General features: G+C 64.3%; 14 protein-coding genes. 7 read left to right on the forward strand and 7 right to left on the reverse strand.

Annotated features, from left to right (window positions below):
* Nucleotides 1-123 precede the first annotated feature (123 nt).
* Complete coding sequence (locus ACREC7_RS02040) at nt 124-645, forward strand: Lrp/AsnC family transcriptional regulator (RefSeq protein WP_431554020.1); 522 nt, start codon at nt 124-126, stop codon at nt 643-645.
* 36 nt (nt 646-681) lie between these two features.
* Nucleotides 682-1,734: an asparaginase gene (locus ACREC7_RS02045; protein WP_431554021.1), complete on the forward strand. Its 1,053-nt coding sequence runs from the start codon at nt 682-684 to the stop codon at nt 1,732-1,734.
* Nucleotides 1,735-1,756: 22 nt separating this feature from the next.
* Here ACREC7_RS02045 and ACREC7_RS02050 read toward each other — a convergent pair whose 3' ends face one another.
* From ACREC7_RS02050 to ACREC7_RS02075, 6 genes are read right to left on the reverse strand one after another with little or no spacing between them, the layout of a single operon-like run.
* Nucleotides 1,757-2,674, reverse strand: coding sequence for a right-handed parallel beta-helix repeat-containing protein (locus ACREC7_RS02050; protein WP_431554022.1), 918 nt, complete (start codon nt 2,672-2,674; stop codon nt 1,757-1,759).
* A gap of 10 nt (nt 2,675-2,684) precedes the next feature.
* Nucleotides 2,685-3,368, reverse strand: a complete 684-nt coding sequence (locus ACREC7_RS02055) for a pyroglutamyl-peptidase I (RefSeq protein WP_431554023.1) — start codon at nt 3,366-3,368, stop codon at nt 2,685-2,687.
* A 56-nt stretch (nt 3,369-3,424) separates the two neighbouring features.
* Nucleotides 3,425-4,429, reverse strand: a complete 1,005-nt coding sequence (gene meaB / locus ACREC7_RS02060) for a methylmalonyl Co-A mutase-associated GTPase MeaB (protein ID WP_431554024.1) — start codon at nt 4,427-4,429, stop codon at nt 3,425-3,427.
* 46 nt (nt 4,430-4,475) lie between these two features.
* Nucleotides 4,476-6,692: a SulP family inorganic anion transporter gene (locus tag ACREC7_RS02065; RefSeq protein WP_431554025.1), complete on the reverse strand. Its 2,217-nt coding sequence runs from the start codon at nt 6,690-6,692 to the stop codon at nt 4,476-4,478.
* Between the two features lie 12 nt (nt 6,693-6,704).
* Nucleotides 6,705-8,873 carry a methylmalonyl-CoA mutase gene (gene scpA, locus ACREC7_RS02070; RefSeq protein WP_431554026.1) on the reverse strand — a complete coding sequence of 723 codons (2,169 nt, stop codon included), beginning with the start codon at nt 8,871-8,873 and terminating at the stop codon, nt 6,705-6,707.
* On the reverse strand, nt 8,870-10,711 hold the full coding sequence (locus tag ACREC7_RS02075; RefSeq protein ID WP_431554027.1) for a methylmalonyl-CoA mutase family protein: 1,842 nt from the start codon (nt 10,709-10,711) through the stop codon (nt 8,870-8,872). Before ACREC7_RS02075 ends, scpA begins: the two co-directional genes overlap by 4 nt.
* 155 nt (nt 10,712-10,866) lie before the next feature.
* On the opposite strand from ACREC7_RS02075, the gene ACREC7_RS02080 reads away from it, so the two are divergent.
* The 4 genes from ACREC7_RS02080 to ACREC7_RS02095 all read left to right on the forward strand — a co-directional run bounded on the left by ACREC7_RS02080 (nt 10,867) and on the right by ACREC7_RS02095 (nt 14,694).
* Nucleotides 10,867-12,468 (forward strand): helicase HerA-like domain-containing protein, encoded by a 1,602-nt coding sequence (locus ACREC7_RS02080; protein ID WP_431554028.1) that lies wholly within the window; start codon nt 10,867-10,869, stop codon nt 12,466-12,468.
* Nucleotides 12,469-12,644: 176 nt separating this feature from the next.
* The gene (locus ACREC7_RS02085) at nt 12,645-13,454 is read left to right on the forward strand and encodes a lytic murein transglycosylase (protein WP_431554029.1); all 810 of its coding nucleotides are present in this window, start codon (nt 12,645-12,647) and stop codon (nt 13,452-13,454) included.
* Complete coding sequence (locus ACREC7_RS02090) at nt 13,447-14,553, forward strand: DUF2252 family protein (protein WP_431554030.1); 1,107 nt, start codon at nt 13,447-13,449, stop codon at nt 14,551-14,553. Before ACREC7_RS02085 ends, ACREC7_RS02090 begins: the two co-directional genes overlap by 8 nt.
* A 6-nt stretch (nt 14,554-14,559) precedes the next feature.
* Entirely contained in the window at nt 14,560-14,694 is a 135-nt protein-coding gene (locus tag ACREC7_RS02095) for a hypothetical protein (RefSeq protein ID WP_431554031.1), read from the forward strand.
* Between the two features lie 243 nt (nt 14,695-14,937).
* Here ACREC7_RS02095 and ACREC7_RS02100 read toward each other — a convergent pair whose 3' ends face one another.
* A complete protein-coding gene (locus ACREC7_RS02100; RefSeq protein ID WP_431554032.1) occupies nt 14,938-15,276 on the reverse strand; it encodes a septal ring lytic transglycosylase RlpA family protein in 339 nt (112 codons plus the stop codon).
* A gap of 180 nt (nt 15,277-15,456) precedes the next feature.
* Here ACREC7_RS02100 and ACREC7_RS02105 point away from each other — a divergent pair.
* Nucleotides 15,457-17,088, forward strand: a 1,632-nt coding sequence (locus tag ACREC7_RS02105; protein ID WP_431554033.1) for an ABC-F family ATP-binding cassette domain-containing protein, incomplete at its 3' end; no start/stop codon positions are given.

A 17,088-nucleotide genomic window follows, 5' to 3' on the forward strand; every position in this document is an offset into this window, starting at 1 on the left:
TTTCTTTTCGATTCTTTTCGCTATTGGACCTAAAATTGCGCGATAAGGACCGCCATCTCTATTTCGGCCTTGAGCGCTCCGCTTCTAACGCGGGCGCCAGGCTATCGTCCAGGGAGCAAGCCCATGCGCCAAGCCCGCCTCGATCAAACTGACCGGCGCATCCTAAGCGAGCTGCAGGCCGATGGGCGCATTACCAATGTCGAACTTGCGCGCAAGGTGGGCATCTCGGCGCCGCCCTGCTTGCGCCGGGTTCGCGCGCTGGAGGAGGCGGGGCTCATCCGCGGCTATGCGGCGCTGCTCGACGACCGGGCGCTCGGCTTCGACGTTACGGCCTTCGCCATGGTCGGGCTGCACAGTCAGGCGGAGGCCGATCTCGTCGCCTTCGAGCAGCGCGTGCGCGGCTCTCCCATCGTGCGCGATTGTTACATGCTTTCCGGCGAGATCGACTTCATGTTGAAATGCGTGGCGCCCGATCTCACCGCGTTCCAGGACTTCATCATTCATGAGCTCACGGCCGCGCCGAATGTCGCCAGCGTCAAAACCTCTCTCGTCATCCGCGCCTCGAAGCACGATCCCGGCGTGCCTATCGAGATGGTTACGGCGGGCGACCGCACGACGCGGACAAGCGAGCGCGCACGACCTTAAATTTCCATCCTGAGCGGCATCGGCAAGAGCAAAGCAGTGCAGGACAATCCTATTCTGGTTGAAGTAACGCGCGGAGGGCTGGTGGAAAGCTGCCACCGCGGCGCCGTCGCCATCGCCGATGCCGATGGCCGCGTGTTGCTGGGGCTTGGCGACATCGAGCGTCCGGTCTATCCGCGCTCGGCGGTCAAGGCATTGCAGGCCATACCGCTGATCGAGAGCGGCGCCGCCGACGCCTTCGGTCTTGGACAGGCGGAACTCGCCATCGCCTGCGCTTCGCATAGTGGCGACGAGGCTCACATCAAAACCGTCCGCTCGCTGCTGGCCAAGGCTGGGCTCGACGAGTCGCAGCTTGCCTGCGGCGCGCATTGGCCAATCGGCGATCGGGCGTCGCGGGAACTCGCGCGCAAGGGCAAGAGTCCAATACCGATCCACAACAATTGCTCGGGCAAACATGCCGGAATGCTGGCGACCGCGGTTCACCTCGGGCTCGATCCAAGGGGCTATGAGAGGCCCGAGCACAAAATTCAGCAAGAGATCAGGCGCGTCATTTCGGAGATTTGCGACGTCACATTGGAGCAGGACGAGATCGGCATCGATGGCTGCTCGGTGCCGACCTTTGCCTTGCCACTTGCGGCGGTGGCGACGGGCTTCGCGCGGCTCGCCAGCGGCAGAGGGCTCGATGCCATGCACGCCAAGGCGGCGCGGCGGCTCATGGACGCTTGCTTCGCGGCGCCCGACCTCGTGGCAGGCGAGGGCCGGTTCGACACCATCGTCATGCGTGGGCTTCCCGGCACGGCCTTCGCCAAGGGTGGCGCGGAAGGAGTCCATTGCGCCGCGTTGCCGGCGCTCGGCATCGGCGTTGCCGTCAAGGTCGATGACGGTACCAAGCGGGGCGCGGAGATGGCGCTTGCAATGCTGCTCGCAAAACTCGTGGCCGGCGCCGAACACGTGCTTGCCGGGCCACTCGCCGGCGAGATGCGCACCTGGCGCGGCGTGCAGGTGGGCACGGTCGGCCCGTCGCCCGCGCTCAAGGCCGCAGTCCGCGCACTGCCGCGTCAGAACGCTGCCGCCGCGACGACGCCACGTTGACCGGTTAGGGGCCCAGCCCCGCTCAGGCCAACACGCCGGCCCAGACGGCAAGGTCAGGCCCGATCGGGGTAGGACCGCGCATGGCACGAATGCAGCCGTTCTGAGCGTTTGAAATCAGGTTGCCGGCGAGCCGCGCGGTCTCAGCGATCTCGGCCGCAACGCCGATGCCGATATGGGTGTTGCGGATACGATTGTCCGTGATGCTCACGTCTCGGCGAGCGGGGCCGATGAGAATGCCGAAAGCTGGAGCGTTCTCCACAATGTTGCCCTTCACCACGGCGTCGGCGTCAATCGCAATTCCATTACCGTGGGAGAGAGCGACTTTGCGGAAGAACAGGTTGCGGACGAGGTTCCCTAGGATGAGGGCGGGGGCCGCGCCTTGGCTGACGTTGGTCACGGCGATGCCGGTCGCGGCCTTGTCGACGATGTTGCTGGTGATGACCACATCCTCGCAGCGCGAGACGAGGATGCCGCCTGAGCCTGAGCGCAGAAAGCGGCAATTCGAGAGTTGAAGCCGTTCGACCAGCGTGGCGGCGAGCAGGGCGCCGTCGACGCCCATGTCCCTTCCGTCGCCGTCGAGCACGAGGCCATCGAGCCGTATGTCCGCTGCTTGCTCGACGCCGATCAACCCGCCGCCGCCGCGATAGTGCAGGATCGATTGGCCAGGGACGCCCGTCAGATGCGAGCCTGATCTCATCTCCAATCGCCGTGTCGAATAGGTCCCTGGCGGGAGAAACAGAGGGAGTCCTGACCCGGCGGCGGCGTCGATGGCGCTCTGCAGCATCTCCGTCTGGTCGGTGGCGCCGCCGGACGGCACCACCCCGAAGCTGTTGAAGCGACCGGGGCCTGTCCAGCCGGCGCGCGTGAACTGGGAGCCGGCTGCAAAAGCAACGCCGAGCCCGATGCCGGCAAGGATGGTCTCTCGGCGGGTGACGGTCATGATGTCCTGTTCAGCGCGTCATCGGCTCGCCAACGCGCATTCCGGGGTTAATTTCGCCGCCCGAGGTCTCGGCTCCGTCGCGGTCCAGCGCGAAGGCCAGAAGGTAATGCATGATCAGCTCGGCGCCACGTAACAGCTCCACCTCGCTCAAGGGGCCGCCTTGGCCGGGCCCAGGCGGGAGATGCACGAAGCAGACGTCGCACGCCCGGTTCTGCCCGCGCGCCCAGTGCAGCGAGAGATAATAGAGATAGTTGCAGAGATAGGTTCCCGCCGAGCGGGAGGCGACCGCCGGAAGGCCTCGCATGCGCAAATGCTTGGCGAGTTGCGAGGCGGGAATTGCCGTGTCGAGGCGGCGGTCGGATCGATCAAGGATCGTGCGCCGGTTGAGAACGGCGCCGCGCGCGTCCTCCCGGAGGTCAATCAGATTGTGTGCCGAGCGCTCGATGCGGAACCCTCGCGCGCGCTTGTGCAAGCCGAAATGCAGGGTCAGGCGAGGCCGGTGGTGCTGAACCAATCCTGGCCCAAGCCTCGCAATTTCCGCCCATTCGGTGGGCAGCACCTCGGCATGAAGATCGCATCCCAGGCGGGACGATTGGTGCTTGCCAGCGAATTCCTCCACGAGCCAAGCCGACGAATTCTCGGCGGCGCCGGGGAACGGGCCGAATCCGGTGAGGAGCACGCGCGGGCGAGCCATGATATCGGGCTTAACCCGGCTCCAGCATCGAAGGGAAGCAAATTTCGGGGGCGCGGCTAGCCTTCGCCGATGCCGGCGAGGCGCCCGAGCTTCTCCGCCGCTGCCGTCGGCGTCATCTCGCCGGCGCGCACCTTTTTCTCCATCTCGCTCCAGCGGCGGCCAACCTCCTTGCCGCCCTTGAACGCCGCGAGCAACCTTTGCTCGAATATCTCGCGCATCCACGCGACCGCCTGCTCGGCCCGGCGTGCAAGAAGCCCCCCGGACTTCACAAGCGCGGCATGCCGCTCCTCGACCTTGGTCCACAACGCATCAAGCCCGGTGTTGTCTCTTGCCGAGACGGTCAGCACTTCGGGAGACCAGTTCGGATTGCCGGCGGCAAGGATGTGCAGCGCGGTGCGGTATTCCATGGCGGCGCGATTGGCGCGCTCCACCTGATCGCCGTCGGCCTTGTTGACGGCGATGACGTCGGCGAGCTCGAGCAGCCCGCGCTTGATGCCTTGCAGTTCATCGCCGGCGCCTGGAATTCCCACCACCACAAAGACGTCGACCATGTTGGAGACGGCGGTTTCCGATTGGCCGACACCGACGGTCTCCACCAGAACCACGTCGTAGCCGGCCGCCTCGACAAGGGCGATGGTCTCGCGCGTCGTCTTGGTGACACCACCGAGGCTATCGCCGGCAGGGGAGGGACGGATGAAGGCGCCTTGCTCCGAAGCAAGCCGCCCCATGCGCGTCTTGTCGCCGAGGATGGAACCTCCGCTCCGCGTCGAGGTGGGATCGACGGCGAGCACGGCGACCTTCTTGCCCATGGCCACGAGGTTGAGCCCGATCTGATCGATCAGGGTGGATTTGCCTGCCCCGGGAACCCCGCTGATGCCGACGCGGATGGCCTTTCCGGTGCGGGGCAGGAGGTGCTCAAGCAGGCGTTGGGCGCGGACCTGGTCCTCGGGCTTGGCGCTTTCGACCAATGTGATGGCGCGGCCGAGCGCCACGCGGTCTCCGCCGACGACAGCCTTGGCCGCGTCGTCCAGATCGCTTCGGGAGGCGTGCTTGGCGCTCATGGAATGCGGCGTTAAGGGGAAAGCCGCCGGAGCGCAAGATGCATAATCAGCGGCGCAGCACGCCAATCACCTTGCTGGCGAAGCTCAAGCGCTCGGCCATCACCGTGACCACATAGCCGAGCAGAGCCTGGTGCAGCGGGCGGTTCTCGGATTTGAGGCGCTCATAAGCCTCGAAGCTGAGGGCATAGAGCACGCTGTCCAGCTCGGCCTGAATAGCGGCGCTACGCACCTGCCGGGTGATGAGCCCCATCTCGCCGATCGTGGTGTGCGGCCCGAGGCTGCGCACGCGGACGGAGCGTCCGTCGTCGAACTGGACCATGATGCCGACGCGCCCTTCGACAATGAAATGCATGCAATCGGCGGGGTCGCCTTGCGAGGCGATGATGTCGTTTTGGCGCACCTCGAGCCGCTGGCAATAGTCGGTGAGCTGCTCGGCGTATTCGGCACTGCCGAGCGCTTGCTTGAACCATTCGCGCAAGCTTCGTCCTTGCGCATCCTTCGCCGAATGGGCGGCAATGACCGCTTTTTCGCAGGTCTCCAAGGCGTGATCGAGATCGTCCGCCAGGATGACGTCGCCAGAGATGAATTCACGGTTGCGGAACGCGGAGATGAGCTCCGGCGACAGATTCACGAACACGAGGCGGGCGCCAATATCGTCGGCGGCGCGCTTGATCTGAGTGAAGCTATGCATGGCTGAGGAATCGATACCGGTCACCAGACGAAAGTCGAACAAGACGAAGCGGGTGTCGGGCCATTGCGCAAACAGTTCCTTGACCTGCTGGTAGAGGCGGTTGGCCGAGCCGAAGAAGAGATAGCTCTGCAGACTCATGCCTTGGATCTCGCGGCCGTGGTCCGCAAGAATTCTCAGCTCGCTTGGCCCACGGTCGAGCGAGGATCGGTATTCGGAGCCATCGAAACTGAATTTGACGGCATTCACCCGGCTCGCGCTGACAGCGAAGGTGGCGCAGCCGATGATCACGCCGATCAGCACGCCAGCGATAAAGCCGATTTGGATGATGAGCAAAGCAATGGCGAGCAGCGAGGCATATTCGAGCAGCGAAATGCGGCGCGCCGAGTCGACGAGCCAGCCATAGATCAATTGAGTGCCGAGATAGAGCAGGAGCCCTCCCAGCACGTATCGCGGCACATAGGCGAGAAAGCCGGGATCGGCCGTGAGCACCAAAGCCGAGACGGTCGCCACGACCATGCCGCACAGGCGCCCGCGGCCCCCCGCGGCATAGTTCACCGTGGTTCGGCTCAGCGAAATGCAGCTGACATAACCGCCGAGCACCGCGGCGCCCAGATTGGCGATGCCGAGCGTCGTCAACTCACGCTGCAAGTTCGCCTCCCGGCGGGTAATGAATTCAATGCCGGTGGTGTTGAGCAGCATGGTGATGGCGGTGACGAACATGACGGCGAGGATGTCGCCGCTCAGCGCCGGCAGCGCCTGCCAAGGAAACATGCGGAGATCGCTCAGGTCCCAGGTCCGTGTCAGCCCGACCGCCGCCGGAGCCTTGAACATCCAGCCTTCGGCCCTGGCCTCGGCAAGCGTGACGCCGGTCAGGGCAAAGACGAGATGGGCCGCGGCAATACCCGCGAGCAGGATGGCCGGCAAGACGAAGGGACTCCGGGTGCGGCGCAAGGCGAGGTAGAGAGCAAGCGCCACGGCGCCGCCGGCTGCGAGCTTTGCCAAAGTGGGAGGCTCGATCAGGGTTTCCAGTGTGGCAAAGCCCAACCGGTGGTCGGTGATCACACGCACAGCGCCGCTGATCATCAGCCAGCCGGTGGCGCCGAGAAACCCTCCGATCACGGGGTAGGGGACAAAGCGGATGGCGGCGCCTGCACGCGCGAGGCCAAGCCCGCAGAGCAGAAGTCCGGTCAGGGCGGTCACGATCGCCAACACGATCATCACCGGAGCGAGCAGATCATCCGGCATTCCAGCGTTAGTGAGGCGCTCGATGAGCGCCGCCACCAGCGATGCGGTGACCGCCGCGGTGGCGCCATCGGGTCCGGCGATGGCGAAGGGTAACGAGCTGCGCACGGCTACGATGGCGGCGCTGATTGCCGTGGTCACAAAGGTCGCGGCGATGCCGTAGGCGATCCAGGGCGTCAGCGGCGGGGCGAAGATCAGCGCCGCAAAAGACAGGCCGTAGGCCACCGACATGATGCTGGTGACGAGGCCGGCGAAAATATCCTTGGAGAGTGTCGCGAAGCGGCCGGCTACGGGGAGTCCTTGAGTTCCAGCAACGCCATTGACGGTCATATCGATCCAGGCTTATTCCGCCGCCTGCTTAGCCTTGTCGCCGCCATCCGCGCCAAGCTTTTGCAGGAGATCGATTGCCGCCTCGGCGATGGGGGTGCCTGGGCCGAAGATGGCCTTGGCGCCTGCCGCGTAAAGAGCCGGATAATCCTGAGGCGGGATGACGCCGCCGACCACCACCATGATGTCGCCGCGGCCCAGCGTTTCGAGGGCCTCGCGCAGCGCCGGCACAAGCGTCAGGTGGCCGGCGGCAAGCGACGATACGCCGACGATATGAACGTCATTCTCCACTGCCTGACGGGCGGCTTCCTCGGGCGTTTGAAACAGCGGACCGATATCGACGTCGAAGCCGAGATCCGCAAAGGCGGATGCGATGACCTTCTGCCCGCGGTCGTGGCCGTCTTGGCCCATCTTGGCCACCAGGATGCGCGGCCTCCTTCCGTGGCCATGCTCGAAGCTGTCGATCAACGCCTTGACGCGGGTCAGGCTTCCATCCATGCGCCCCATCTCCGCCTTGTAGACTCCGGTCACCGCCGAAACCTCGGCACGGTGGCGGCCGAACACCTTCTCCAGCGCATACGATATCTCGCCGACGGTGGCCTTGGCCCGGGCGGCGCGAACGGCGCCTTCGAGAAGGTTGCCTTTGCCTGTCTTGGCGCATTCGGTGAGCGCGTCAAGAGCCTGTTGCACCTCCGCCTCGTTTCGCTCGGCTTTGAGCCGCTCGAGCTTGTCGAGCTGCTGGCGGCGGACGGAACGGTTATCGACCTTGAGAATAGCGATCTCGGCATCGCTGTCCTGCCGATACTTGTTCACGCCGACGATGGTCTGGCGGCCCGAGTCGATGCGGCCTTGGGTTGCCGTCGCCGCCTGCTCGATCATGCGCTTGGGGATGCCGGCTTCGATGGCGCGCGCCATGCCACCGAACTTCTCGACTTCCTCGATGTGCTTCAGCGCGCGGGCGGCAAGGTCATGGGTCAGCCGCTCGACATAGAAGCTGCCGCCCCACGGATCGATGATGCGGGTCGTGCCCGATTCCACCTGCAGCATGAGCTGGGTGTTGCGGGCGATGCGGGCGGAAAAATCGGTCGGCAAGGCCAAGGCTTCATCCAAGGCATTGGTGTGCAGCGACTGGGTGTGTCCTTGCGTGGCTGCCATGGCCTCCACGCAGGTGCGCACCACATTGTTGAACACGTCCTGGGCAGCGAGGCTCCAGCCGCTCGTCTGGCAGTGGGTGCGGAGCGCGAGCGAGCGCGGGTCCTTCGGCTTGAACTCCTCGGCCATCAGCTTGGCCCAGAGCAGACGGCCGGCGCGCATCTTGGCGATCTCCATGAAGAAATTCATGCCGATCGCCCAGAAGAAGGAGAGTCGCGGCGCGAAACTGTCGACGTCCATGCCGGCTTTGACGCCGGCGCGCACATATTCGATGCCGTCGGCAAGCGTGTAGCCGAGCTCGAGGTCGGCGGTAGCACCTGCCTCCTGCATGTGATAGCCGGAGATCGAGATCGAATTGAACTTCGGCATCTTCTTCGAGGTATAGGCGAAGATGTCCGAGACGATGCGCATCGAGGGTGCTGGCGGATAGATATAAGTGTTCCGCACCATGAACTCTTTCAGGATGTCGTTCTGAATGGTGCCGGACAGCTCCTCTGGCGGCACGCCTTGCTCCTCGCCGGCGACGATGAAGAGCGCGAGCACCGGCAGCACGGCGCCGTTCATGGTCATCGACACCGACACCTTATCGAGCGGGATGTGGTCGAACAGCGTGCGCATGTCGTAGATCGAATCGATGGCGACGCCGGCCATGCCGACATCGCCGGTCACGCGCGGGTGGTCGGAGTCGTAGCCGCGATGGGTGGCAAGATCGAAGGCGATGGATACGCCCTGCTGGCCGGCGGCGAGATTGCGCCGATAGAAGGCGTTGGAGTCCTCTGCCGTTGAGAAGCCGGAATATTGGCGGACGGTCCAGGGACGCTGCACGTACATGGTGGGGTAGGGACCGCGGAGATAAGGCGCGATACCGGGCAGCCCGTCGAGGAAGTCGAGCCGTGCGATGTCCTCAGGCCCGTAGACGGGCTTCACGGCAATGCCTTCGGGCGTCTGCCAGGGCGCAGCCCCGCTCGACATTGTCGCGCTGCCTTTGCGGGCGTCGAAGGCGATATCAGTGAAGGCGGGCATGCGGGTCATGCGCCCAGTCTCTCATAAGCATCCTGCAATAACCCAAGCGTATCACAGCCTTGATAAAGGAATGGTCCAATCCCGGCAGCTTCCCAATCCTTCTTGCGATCTCCTGGCTTGCCTGCCAGATAGATGTGAGTTGCACCGGAAGCGGCGAGCGCGCTCGCCGCACTGACAGCCTCGCTCGCGTAAACCCTATCCGATGAGCAGAGGCAGGCGAGCCTCGCCCCTGAATCTTCGAATCGTTTCATCAGATTGTCGCCGCTTCCTTCCGCCGCCTCGATGCCGCCGGCCTCGAACAGGCTCTTGGCGAAGCTCGCGCGTGCGGCGAAGTCTGAGGCGCGGCCTAGGCAGGCAAGGAACACCTTGGGACGTTGGCCGGTGCGGGCGAGATAGGCGTCGCTCAGGTCGCGCAGGCGCTCGAACGGCTCGGCGAGGCGGAAGCGGGCGAGCGGCTCGATGGGTTGCCCTCCAGCCGCGCCGGGTGTGGAAGACTTTGGAGCGCCGAGCGCGGCCACCGGCTCCTCGCCAAGATCGGGGAAGTCGCTGCTGCCAATCACCGGGTCCTTCCGGCTTGCGATATTGGCCTCGCGTTCGGCCCGCACCTTGGCAACCGCCTTCTGGATCAACCCGGCCTTTAGCGCCTCGAAGGAACCGCCCAAGCGCTCGATCTCCTGAAACAACGCCCAGGCCTTTTCGCAGAGCTGCTCGGTGAGAGATTCGATGGCCCCTGAGCCCGCGGCAGCATCGGCGACACGGTGCAGATTGGCTTCCTCGATGAGAATGGTCTGTGTGTTGCGGGCGATGCGCCGGGCAAACGCATCGGGAATCCCGAGTGCCGCGCTGAACGGCAGAACGGTGATCGCGTCGGCGCCGCCAACGGCGGCGGCCAGCGCTGCAATGGTGCCGCGCACGATGTTTCCATGCGGGTCGCGCCTGGTCATCATGCGCCATGCCGTCTCACCCACGACGCAGGCAGGCGAGGGCGCGAGCCCACAGACCTCCTCGATGCGCGTCCAGAGTTTCCGCATCGCCCGGAATTTGGCGATGGTGAGGAACTGATCCTGGTCGGCGGCGAGACGGAAGAAGATCAAGCGGCGCGCGTCCTCGAGCGACATGCCTTGAGCCTCAAGCGCGCGCAAATAAGCGACGGCATTGGCAAGCGCAAAGGCAAGCTCTTGCGCTTCGGAGCCGCCAGCGGCGTGTACCGGCCTGCCGTCGCCGGCGCAGAAAGGACCGGTGAAGCCTTGCGACACAAGATTGGCGATGAGGCCGGACACCTCAGGTGCAAGCTCGCTCCAAGGCTTGGGCGCCACCCCACGTGTCGCCATCGCGCCGAAGGGATCGAAGGTGAAGCGGATGCTGACCGCGGAAGGCGAAAGTCCCTTCGCCTTTACATAATTCGCCACGATGACGGCCGCTTGACGCGACGGCGGACCGAAATCGAGCTCGAGCGGAATGCCCCAATCGAGGTGAACGCCGTTGAGCGACGCCTCGATGGCTGCTTCCGTGGCGGGGAGGGCATAGCCGTAATCGCCGACGGCGCCGTCAAACACGAGCACGATGCCGCTCGCGGCGTTGTTCAGATCGTCCATGATCTGCGCGTTGGCGGCTTCAGCGTCGGGCAGATCGATGCGCTGCATCACCGCCCAAGCCTCGCCGGGCGTGCGGCCGGGAATGACGCGTCCGTCTTTCGCGCGCGCATAAAGCGGCTCAATGACGATACCGTCATAGCTGGTTGAGCCGAGCGAGGTGAGCGGCGCGCCCTTCAGCGCCTCTTTGACCAGTGCCTGCCAGTCAGCCTCGCTGCTCGCCGGAAAGTCGCGCGCCAAGGATATTTCAGCCATTGTCGTCCTAGCTTTAGCCCCTTCAGTCTCCTCCTAGCACGAAGCCAAAGGCCCAAGAAAGCGCGCAAGGCCTGAGACATATCGGCCAAGACGCCACCTTTGCGGACGCCTCCGGCCTCGCTAGAGTGCTGGCAAGCAGCGAGGGAGGAGAAGCCATGGCCAAGCGCAAAGCGGCGACGACGGAGGATGCGCCGTCCGGCGATGCCGGCGAAATGGCGCCAACCGACAGCGTCTATCTCGGCAAGAGCGTCAAGCCTGAATTCATCTACCTGCGCCTCGCCAACCGCCATGGCCTGATCACCGGCGCCACCGGCACCGGCAAGACGGTCACTTTACAGGGGCTCGCCGAAGGTTTCTCCGACCAGGGCGTTGCGGTGTTCTGCGCCGACGTGAAGAGCGATCTCTCAGGCCTCGCCGAGGCGGGCGAAGCGAAACCATGGATCGAGGCGCGCGCCAAGGAGATCGGCTTCAAGAACGAATTCAAAGGATACCCTGTGATCTTTTGGGACCTATTCGGCGAGCAGGGCACACCGATCAGGTCCACGATCTCCGAGATGGGGCCGCTGCTGCTGTCGCGCCTCATGGATCTGAGCGAGGCGCAGGAAGGCGTGCTCAATATCGCCTTCAAGATTGCCGAGGAAGAGAAGCTTGCGCTTATCGATCTAAAGGACCTGCAGGCGCTGCTCGAGAACTTGGCGGCGCGCGCCGACACGCTCACCACGAAATACGGCAACATCACCAAGGCCTCGGTCGGCTCGATCCAGCGTTCGCTGCTGGTGCTCGAGCAGCAGGGCGGCGCGCATTTCTTCGGCGAGCCCGTGCTCGACATCGAGGATTTGATGCGGACGAACCCCGAGGGCCAGGGCTATATCGGCATTCTTGCTGCGCAAAAGCTGATGGACTCGCCGCGCCTCTACGCGACCTTCCTGCTGTTCCTGCTGTCGGAGCTGTTCGAGAAGTTGCCCGAGGTGGGCGACCCCGAGAAACCCAAGCTCGTATTCTTCTTCGACGAGGCGCATCTCCTGTTCAAGGATGCGCCGAAGGCGCTGCTGCAAAAGGTCGAGCAGGTGGTTCGCTTGATCAGGTCGAAAGGCGTCGGCGTCTATTTCGTGACGCAGAACCCGCTCGATGTACCAGACACCGTGTCGAGCCAGCTCGGCAACCGCGTGCAGCACGCGCTTCGCGCCTTCACGCCGTTGGAACAGAAGGCGGTGAAGGCGGCGGCGACGACCTTTCGTGCCAACCCTGCCTTCAATACCGAAAAGGCGATCATGGAGCTTGGCGTCGGCGAAGCTTTGGTCTCCACGCTCGACGCCAAGGGCCAGCCAACCGTGGTCGAGCGCACGCTGATCCATCCGCCAAACTCGCGCGTCGGTCCGATCACCGATGCCGAGCGCAAGGCGATCATCGCCGAGAGCCCAGTTGCCGGTGTCTACGACAAGCGCCTCGAGCGCGAGTCGGCCTCCGAGATTCTTGAGAAGCGCGCCGAGGACGAGGTGGCCACGCAGGACTCCAAGCCCGATGTGCAAAAAGCGGGGACGGCAAAGGAGGACAGCGGCGGCGGCATGTTCGATTGGATTCTCGGCACCGGATCACGCCGGCGACTCACGGGCGGCCAGAAGGTCGCTCGCGAGATGACGCGCCGCACCGGGGACGAAATCGGTGCAGCCATCGGCAAGAGCATCGGCGGAAAGACCGGCGAATCGCTCGGCCGCTCGGTGTTTCGCAGCATTATCGGCGGCTTCCTCAAGCGCTGAGGGTTGGGCATCGAAATTCGTTGAGAAATCAGACACGTCGGCTGAGGCGTAACAGCAAAGTTTGCAGTGTCGGGTTCGCGACAGCGACGATAGAATTGACAAGATCGAGCTTAGGTAGGGACGGCCCGGTGAAAAGATCGGCGTTGCTGGTAGAGGCGTAACTCGGGGGGATCTTAATGGTGAAGACGTACCTTCGCGGAGCGGCGGCGTTTGCCGTAACGTTCGCGGTGATGAACTGTTCGGTACAGGCCGCGCCATGCGGCAACAACAGCACGGGATTTGAAAGCTGGAAACGGGTCTTCGCCCAGGAGGCCGCAGCGCGAGGCATCGGGCAGAAGGCAATTTCCGCGCTTATGGGCACGACCTATTCGGTCGGCACCATCAGGGCCGACCGGGGCCAGAAGAGCTTCAAGCTCTCGCTCGATGCCTTCATGGCGAAGCGCGGAGCCGCGGGGATCGTGGCCAAGGGCAGGTCGCTCAAGGCGGCCAATGCCGCGCTCTTCGCCAATATCGAGAAGCGCTACGGCGTGCCGCCCGGACCTCTGCTCGCCATCTGGGGGATGGAGACCGGCTTCGGCAACTTCACGGGCAATGCGAATACGCTGTCGGCGGTGGCCACGCTCGCCTATGACTGCCGGCGGCCTGAATATTTCACCGAGCAGCTCTACGCGGCGCTGACGCTCGTCGACCGCGGCACGCTCAGCGCATCGACCCGCGGCGCCATGCATGGCGAGGTCGGACAGACGCAATTCCTGCCCAAGAACATCCTGCTCTACGGCACCGACGGCGAAGGCAATGGTGGCGTGAATCTCAATGCCAAGGCCGATGCGCTCGCCTCCACCGCCAATTTCCTTAAGGGCCACGGCTGGGTGCGTGGCGCCGGTTATCAGCCGGGCCAGCCGAATTTTGCCGCGATCCAGGGATGGAACGCCGCAGGCGTCTATCAGCAGGCGATCGCCATCATCGGCATGCGCATCGATGGATAGCAAGGCCGCAAGCGGCGTCACGCCGGTTATCGCGGCCACGCAAGCCTATGAGCGTTGGCTCCGCAAGAACGTCGACGTCGTCGAATCGGACCTCACGCTGAAGCACAAGCTGATGCGCGGCTCAGTATTCGTGTTTCTGCGCGGCACCTTCTATCGCTGGGCGGCGTTGTGGCCGGAGACGGTTCCTGACCTCGCCAAGGCGCCGCGTCTGCTCGCGGTCGGCGATCTTCATGTGGAGAATTTTGGCACCTGGCGCGACACCGAAGGCAGGCTCATTTGGGGCGTCAACGATTTCGACGAAGTTTCCCGCATGCCTTATGCCGTTGATCTCGTGCGGCTGGTCACTAGCGCCATATTCGCCAAGCGCGAGAATGATCTCGCCATTGCGGACGGCGACGCTGCAGACGCAGTGCTGCAAGGTTACGCCGCCTCGCTCGAATCCGGCGGCGGCCCGTTCGTGCTCGAAGAGAGCCATCCGAATTTGCGCGAGATGGCCTTGGGCGCCGAGCGCGATCCGGTGAAGTTCTGGGGAAAGCTCGTCAACCTTTCGAGCGTTGTGCCACCCAAGCGCATTCAGAAGCTGCTGGACGCGTGGCTGCCGGACGGCGCGGCGGAGACGCTGTTCTTCTCCCGCATCGCCGGGGTAGGCAGCCTCGGCCGTCCGCGCTACGTGGCGGTCGCCGAATGCAATGGCGGCTTGGCCGCGCGCGAGGCGAAGGCATGGCTGCCGTCAGCCTGGGGCTGGGCAAACGGCCGGCCGAAGGACCACGCTTTCGCGGTGCAGCTTCTGAAGCGCGCGGTGCGGCAACGCGATCCCTATTACGTCGTCAAGGATGGGTGGGTGGTGCGGAGGCTCGGTCCTCATTGCGGCAGAATCGAGCTCACCCAATTTCCCAAGCATCGCAACGAGAAAGAGATCCTCAAGGCCATGGGCGCGGAGACGGCCAATCTGCATCTTGCGACTGCCGGTGCGAGCGAGGAGGTGTTGCGCGATCTCAGCGAACGGAAGCCTGGTTGGCTGCATGACGCAGCCCAGGCCATGGCCAACGCGACCGAGCAGGACTGGAAGAGCTTCTGCTCGGCAGGCGAAGGGGCTTAGCGCCGGGTGGAGCAAGGACCTCGCCAAGCGGTGCCGTGGAAGCCCATGGCCATCGTCTTGGCAATTCTGCTGGTCGTGGTCCTGATCTGCCTGGCGCTGATCGTCGGAGGCGTGATGGACCTTGGATTCTCTCTCTTTTGATCGTCCCGCCGGCGGGAACCTCTCTTCCCGCCCGGCGTTTAGATCCCGAACCAAGAAAAAGGGGAAACGACCAATGAGGGATCAATCCACTCACGTCATGTGTGCGGTTGCCACCGCAAACGGATTCGCCATGCCTTACAGGCCCTCCACGCCTTCCGCTGATCCTGAGAAGAAGGACAAGGATGAGGCTCGCCCTGTGACGAGCCGTGCATCGCGGGTGGAGTGTTCGGCGCGCCGCGACGGCTAGCACCGCCGCATCGTCACGCTTTCGCTCGACCGCATGCCAATGGCGCGCGCCGCTCCCGATGACAGGTCGAGCGCAAGGCCCGGAGTATAGGGGCCGCGATCGTTGACGCGAACCGCAATACTCTTGCCGGTCTTTGGATTGCCGACCACAAGGCACGTGCCAAAAGGCAGAGATTTGTGTGCCGCAGTCAATCCATCCGGATTGAACATTTCACCTGACGCGGTGCGATGACCGCGAAGCTCGTTGCCGTACCAGGCGGCACGAACCTGCTGCTCGGCACGAGCGGCGGTTGCGAGCAGCATGAGGCTCGCGAGCACAAGCGCGATTCGAGTCATTGATGATCCCCTATCTATTGAGGTGCGTTGCGAGGGAAACGCTTCACGTTCGATTTTGTTCTTTTGTCGAAGGCGAGCCGGCTTTCGTGTGGCAGCGTTAACAACGGCGGAAACTCGGCGGATCGGCGGACGAAATATGGTCTGGGCGATGGGAGCCGTGGCGCTGTAAGGTCCGCGCCCATGCTCACCATCGATGGCATCACGCTGCGTCTTGGCGGCCACCTCATTCTCGATCGAGCGTACGCCGCGCTGCCGCCGAAGAGCCGCGTCGGCCTGGTCGGCCGCAACGGTGCCGGAAAATCGAGCCTGTTGAAGCTGATCGCCGGGATCTATGAGCCCGACGATGGATCGATCGAAACGCCGTCGGGCACACGGATCGGCTACGTGGCGCAGGAAGCGCCGGGAGGCTCCGGCACGCCCTTCGACACCGTGCTCGCCGCGGCGACCGAGCGGTCACGTCTGCTCGCTGAGGCCGAGCATGCATCCGACCCGCATCGCATCGGTGAGATCCACGAGCGGTTGAATGCGATCGATGCCCACGGTGCACCGGCCCGGGCCGCGCGCATTCTTGCCGGCCTTGGTTTCGACGAGGGGGCGCAACATCGGCCGCTCGACACGTTTTCCGGCGGCTGGCGCATGCGGGTGGCGCTTGCGGCGCTGCTGTTCTCCGAGCCCGACCTGCTGCTGCTCGACGAGCCGTCGAACCATCTCGATCTCGAGGCGGCCCTATGGCTCGAAGCCTTCCTCAAGAACTATCGCGCTAGCCTCATCGTAGTAAGTCACGAGCGCGATCTGTTGAACAGCGTCCCCGACCACATCCTGCATGTCAATCGGGGCGCGTTATCGCTCTATCCCGGCAATTATGATTCCTTCGCGCGGCTGCGGCGCGAGCGCGAGGCGCAAACTGAAGCCGCGCGCGCCGCGCAGGAAGCCAAGGCCAAGAAGCTGCAAGCCTATGTGGATCGCTGGCGCTACAAGGCGCACACCGCCCGGCAGGCGCAGAGCCGATTGAAGGCGCTCGCCAAGTTGCAGCCGGTCGCCGATGTCTCACAGGACGCCTCGGTGGTTTTCGATTTTCCGAGTCCGAAAGAACTGCGCCCTCCGCTGATCGTGCTCGATGACGCCTCGGCGGGATATGTGGCGAATACCAGCGTTCTATCGCGGCTCGATTTGCGCATCGACCCGGACGACCGCATCGCGCTGGTCGGACGCAACGGCAACGGCAAGACCACCTTGGCGCGCCTGCTTGCCGGCCAGCTCCGGCCGATGGGCGGCTCGCTTGTAGCCAGCAGCAAATTGCGGGTCGGCTATTTCGCCCAGCACCAGATCGAAGAGCTGATTGCCGACGAGACGCCGCTAAAGCATATGGAGCGCTTCTTGCCTGAGGCGAAGCCCGGCGAGGTGCGCGCCCAGCTCGGTCGCTTCGGCTTCTCGGGCGACAAGGCGAATCTCGCTGTGCGCCAGCTCTCGGGTGGCGAGCGGGCGCGGCTGTCGCTGGCGCTGATCACGCGCGACGCGCCGCATATTCTGATCCTGGACGAGCCGACCAATCACCTCGATATCGAAGCGCGCGAGGCGCTGGTGGAGGCGCTGGCCGGCTTCGGCGGCGCGGTAATCGTGGTCAGCCACGACCGCCATTTGCTCGGGCTGATTGCCGACCGGCTCGTTCTCGTCGACGGCGGGACGGCCAAGGACTTCGCCGGCAGCCTCGAGGATTATCGCGACTTGGTGCTCAAGTCCGGCAATGAAGGAGCTGACGGCGACGGTGATGGACGCGGCAAGCGCGGCAACCGCAAGGGCGAGCGGCGTTTG

Source organism: Methyloceanibacter sp. (assembly GCF_050728395.1).
In the GTDB taxonomy this organism is placed as follows: domain Bacteria; phylum Pseudomonadota; class Alphaproteobacteria; order Rhizobiales; family Methyloligellaceae; genus Methyloceanibacter.